This window comes from Meiothermus rufus DSM 22234 (assembly GCF_000423425.1).
In the GTDB taxonomy this organism is placed as follows: Bacteria; Deinococcota; Deinococci; order Deinococcales; family Thermaceae; genus Meiothermus; species Meiothermus rufus.
In genome coordinates, this window is sequence record NZ_AUHY01000109.1 from 1 (window position 1) to 3,428 (window position 3,428).

The window sequence follows — 3,428 nt, forward strand, 5'->3', positions numbered from 1 at the left end:
ATCGCCGCCGTCAGGGTGGTCTTCCCGTGGTCTACGTGTCCGATGGTCCCCACGTTCACGTGGGGTTTGGTGCGCTCAAATACGCCTTTCGCCATAAGATTACACTCCTTCGCTGTCTATCACTGCCCCTTAATCAGCTTTTGCGCGATATTCTGGGGCACTTGCTCGTAGTGGTCGAAGAACATGGAGAACTGGGCCCGACCCTGGGTCATCGAGCGCATGTCGTTGGCATAGCCGAACATCTCGGCCAGGGGCACGAATGCCCGAACCAACCGGGCGTTGCCGCGCTCCTCCATACCCTGAATCTGCCCGCGGCGGCTGTTGAGGTCGCCGATGATGGAACCCAGAAACTCCTCCGGGGTGATAACCTCAACCCGCATGATAGGCTCGAGGATAGCCGCGCCCCCCTTCTCCATGGCCTCCTTTATGGCCATGGAACCGGCGATCTTGAAGGCCATCTCCGAGCTGTCCACTTCGTGGTAGCTACCGTCGTAGAGGGTCACCTTGATGTCCACGATGGGGAAGCCGGTAAGGGGCCCGGACTGCATGGCCTCCTCGATGCCCTTCTGCACCGCAGGAATGTACTCCTTGGGTACCACCCCACCCACGATGGCATTGACGAACTCGAAGCCCGCGCCACGGCCCAGCGGCTCGGCCTTGATCTTGACGTGGCCGTACTGGCCGCGCCCACCCGACTGGCGCACGAACTTGCCCTCCACGTCCACCGGGCGGGTGATGGTCTCGCGGTAGGCCACCTGGGGCTTGCCTACGTTGGCATCTACCTTGAACTCCCGCTTGAGCCGGTCCACGATAATCTCGAGGTGCAGCTCACCCATGCCGGAGATAATGGTCTGGCCCGTCTCGGGGTCGGTGGAAACCCGGAAGGTGGGATCCTCCTCGCCCAGGCGAGCCAGGGCCACACCAAGCTTGTCCTGGTCAGCCTTGGTCTTAGGCTCGATGGCCAGGTCGATCACCGGCTCGGGTACCTCGATGGACTCGAGGATGATCGGCTCATCCCCCTCGCCCACCAACGAGTCGCCGGTGATGGTTTCCTTGAGGCCCACCACCGCCCCTAGCTCGCCGGCCCGTAGCTCCTCCACCTCTTCGCGGTGGTTGGCGTGCATCTGTAAAAGCCGGGCCACCCGCTCCTTTTTGCCCTTGGTGGTGTTGATGACGTAGGAACCCGAGCGCAGGGTACCGGAGTAGACCCGGATAAAGGTCAGGCGGCCCACGTAGGGGTCAGCCATGATTTTGAACGCTAGGGCTGCCAGCGGCCCATTGGGGTCGGCGGGGCGCTCCACCTCTTCTCCCCCTTCGGTCTTCCCTCGGATGGGGGGAATATCCAAGGGCGAGGGCAGGTAATCCACCACCGCATCCAAGAGAAGCTGTACGCCCTTGTTCTTTAGGGCCGAGCCCAAGAACACCGGGAAAATCTCCATGGCGATGGTGCCCTTGCGAATAGCTTGGATTAGCTCCTCTTCGGTAGGCTTTTCCCCCTCGAGGAACTTCACCATGATGTTTTCATCGAAGTCTGCCGCTGTCTCTACCAGCTTCTCGTAGTACTCAGCGGCCTGGGCCTTCATGTCCTCGGGAATCTCGACTTCTTTGATATCGGTACCGAGGTCGTTGCCGTAGGTATAGGCTTTCTGGCGCAATACATCCACGATACCCCGGAAGGTATCCTCACGCCCGATGGGAAGCTGCATCAGCACCGGCCTGGCCCCCAGGCGCTCCTTCATGGTGTTAATCACCAACCAGATATCGGCCCCGGTCTTGTCCATCTTGTTGGCGAAGGCAATGCGGGGCACCCGGTACTTATCAGCCTGGCGCCAGACCGTCTCGGACTGGGGCTCGACCCCTTGCGAAGCATCGAAGACTGCCACCGCCCCGTCCAGCACCCGCATAGAGCGCTCCACCTCGATGGTGAAGTCCACGTGGCCCGGGGTATCGATGATGTTGATGCGGTGCTCCACCCCGGTCTTGCTATGCTTCCAGTTGGCGGTGGTTACCGCAGCGGTGATGGTGATGCCCCGCTCGCGCTCCTGCTCCATCCAGTCCATGGTGGCTGCACCCTCGTGCACCTCGCCAATTTTGTGGATGCGCCCGGTGTAGTAGAGGATGCGCTCAGTTGTGGTGGTCTTGCCCGCATCGATATGCGCCGCAATCCCGATGTTGCGGAAGCGTTTTAGGTCAAAGCCAGTTTTGACAGACATACTCACCACCGGTAGTGAGCGTAGGCCCGGTTGGCTTCGGCCATACGCTCGACATCTTCCTTCTTCTTGACCGCCCCACCCTTCCCTTCAGCGGCCTCGAGCAGCTCGGCGGCCAGGCGCTGGTGGGCCTCACGCTCGCTGCGGTTGTTGAAAGCCTGCACAATCCAGCGAATGGCCAGACTTTGCTGTCGGCGCGGGGAAACCTCCACCGGTACCTGGTAGTTAGCCCCCCCTACCCGGCGGCTGCGCACCTCTACCCGAGGACGCACATTATCTAAGGCCGTCTTGAAAACCTTGAGGGGCTCCTGGCCGCTTTTATCCTGAATAATCTGGCAAGCATCGCGGAAGATGCGAATCGCTAGGTTCTTCTTGCCATCGCGCATCATGCGGTTAATCAGGGCCGAGACCAGAACATCACCATAGAGGTGGTCGGGCTCGAGCTGGCGTACTTCAGCGCGTCTTCTTCTCGACATGCTCTACCTCACCAAACCCCGCCTATGCGGCGGCAAAAACTTACTTCTTGCCCTTAGCCGCCCCTTTGGCGTCGGCCTTGGGACGCTTGGCCCCATACTTAGAGCGGCTCTTTTTGCGATCCTTCACGCCCTGGGTGTCGTAGATACCCCGCACGATGTGGTAGCGCACCCCCGGCAGGTCCTTCACACGGCCTCCGCGAATGAGCACCACCGAGTGCTCCTGGAGGTTGTGGCCTTCCCCAGGGATGTAGGCGGTGACCTCGTACTGGCTCGAAAGGCGCACCTTGGCCACCTTGCGCAGCGCCGAGTTGGGCTTCTTGGGGGTGACGGTGCGCACCACGGTGCAAACCCCTTTACGGAAGGGGCTTCCCTTCAGGGCCGGTACCTTGCTCTTCTTGACCACGGGCGCGCGGCCTTTACGGAGGAGTTGGTTGATGGTTGGCAGTGTAATCACATCCTTTCTCTAAAAACTGAAACCCCACACGGAGGTTTGCGTACTTTCGCTGCGCTCGGTGCGGGGTCCCGTCGAGAAGCGAACCAGGCCACTGGCCCAATCTCGCCCCTGGATTCTCAAGAATCGCCGTGCGCAACGGTTCTCCCGTAAGCGCAACCGAAGTGCCCTCAGGGCCGGGGCTGGCCTGAGGAAACGCAACCCTAGAAGTATATACGGGTGCCACGAGTTAATCAAGGGGTTGTAATCGGTCAACACATGTGAGACTGGGGAACCGACTCCTCCTGCATC

General features: G+C 60.7%; 4 protein-coding genes. All 4 read right to left on the reverse strand.

From position 1 onward, the window contains the following. Positions 1 to 95: GTP-binding protein (locus G552_RS15665; protein ID WP_036197649.1), on the reverse strand; the 95-nt coding region annotated here is incomplete at its 3' end. A gap of 24 nt (positions 96 to 119) precedes the next feature. Next, positions 120 to 2,213 carry an elongation factor G gene (gene fusA, locus G552_RS0113530; RefSeq protein ID WP_027883483.1) on the reverse strand — a complete coding sequence of 698 codons (2,094 nt, stop codon included), beginning with the start codon at positions 2,211 to 2,213 and terminating at the stop codon, positions 120 to 122. Positions 2,214 to 2,215: 2 nt separating this feature from the next. After that, on the reverse strand, positions 2,216 to 2,686 hold the full coding sequence (rpsG, locus tag G552_RS0113535; RefSeq protein ID WP_027883484.1) for a 30S ribosomal protein S7: 471 nt from the start codon (positions 2,684 to 2,686) through the stop codon (positions 2,216 to 2,218). 40 nt (positions 2,687 to 2,726) lie between these two features. Beyond that, a complete protein-coding gene (gene rpsL / locus G552_RS0113540) occupies positions 2,727 to 3,140 on the reverse strand; it encodes a 30S ribosomal protein S12 (RefSeq protein ID WP_027883485.1) in 414 nt (137 codons plus the stop codon). Between the last annotated feature and the right edge of the window lie 288 nt (positions 3,141 to 3,428).